A 1,314-nucleotide genomic window follows, 5' to 3' on the forward strand; every position below is an offset into this window, starting at 1 on the left:
TAATTTTACTTGCCGCTTGTTGGACAACAACCTTCGCCGCCGATGATAACAGTCTCGTTCGAATTCTTGCGAAAGCGGATATTGTTCACAATTTTGTTGTATATTACGCTCAATACGATCCATCGATCATTGAAAGGACAAGAGGCAGTGTCGGCGATGCGCAACAGCTCATGCTGCACGTTCGAAGCGAGGTGATTTGCTGATGGGCCTGCTCACACACCCAGCGCACCTTGATGGCGGCCGCCAGCTTTCGCAGAGAAACCCCGGCGGGCAGGTTGGAGAGATAGTATTTGCGCTCGCCCGAAGACCGCCACTCGCCCACCAGCCAAGCCTCTTCCCCTGGCATATGCTGCTGGCCTTTGTCATGGATGCGCTGGGGCGGCCCGTCGGCGATGCGGATGCGACAGGCGGCAAAGCGGGCGCTTAAGGGTCCCTTGGTGCCGCGCCGCCAGGAGACCTTGCGCCATCGGGCTGTAGCCAGCACCGTCTCGGCGGACACGGACAACTGGTCCGGGATCTGGTTCTTCCGAGGCCGGCCACGCCCAGCAACGGGGAAGATAAGCGCAACATCGGCCGGATAGACCTTCTGATGCTTCGGGATGCCCACGGCCCAGGTGAGACCGCGCCCGCTCAGGCCTTGGCGGAAGGACGCGGACAGGCCATAGCCGGCGTCGGCCAGCACCAGGCCGAAGCGCACGCCATGCGCCGTGACGCGATCGATCTCCTGAAGGGCGATCTCCGGCTTGGAGCGCGGCGCCTGGAACGGCTCAGGCACGCCGGCAGTGACCATGCGTTCGACATCGCTGGTCCAGCTCTCGGGCAGGAACAAGCGCAATCCCAGGGCGACGGGCACCTCGTCCCTCGCCAGGGTCACGGAGACCAAAGTCTGGCAGTTGGCGCGCTTGCCGAGCATGGAAGCGTATTGCGGCGCCACGCCCACCGAATGGCTGCCCTTCTTCGGGATGCCGGTATCGTCGATGACGAGGACGGCATCGGAGCCGCCCACGAGGCGGTCGGCGGTGCGGGCGAGTTCCGCTTCGAGTGGTCCCTCGTCCCACAGGCCGTCGCAGATGAAATGGTGGAAGCGGTCGTACCGCGCCGGATCAAGGCGCTCGGCCATGGGCTGCATGCTCTTGCGCTCGCCCGGACCGATCAGCCCCGCCACATAGAGCGGGCACATCTGCCGCCGCTTCTTGTGCCCCAGCAGGGCGACAAACGGCTTCAGAAACGCCCCCAAGCCTCGTCCCAATCCATCATGGCCTGCGCTCCAATCCGAGCGCAAACCTCAACACGTCAGCGTTATCAATCCGTTAA

The 1,314-nt window shown here is 63.2% G+C and carries 1 pseudogene; it reads right to left on the reverse strand.

Going from position 1 to position 1,314, the window contains the following annotated elements:
• Nucleotides 1–193: 193 nt before the first annotated feature.
• Nucleotides 194–1,249: pseudogene (locus tag V5F77_RS28830) on the reverse strand (IS701 family transposase); the annotation flags it as partial.
• Nucleotides 1,250–1,314 lie beyond the last annotated feature (65 nt).

Source organism: Roseixanthobacter psychrophilus, from assembly GCF_043195195.1.
Classification (GTDB): Bacteria; Pseudomonadota; Alphaproteobacteria; order Rhizobiales; family Xanthobacteraceae; genus NCEH01.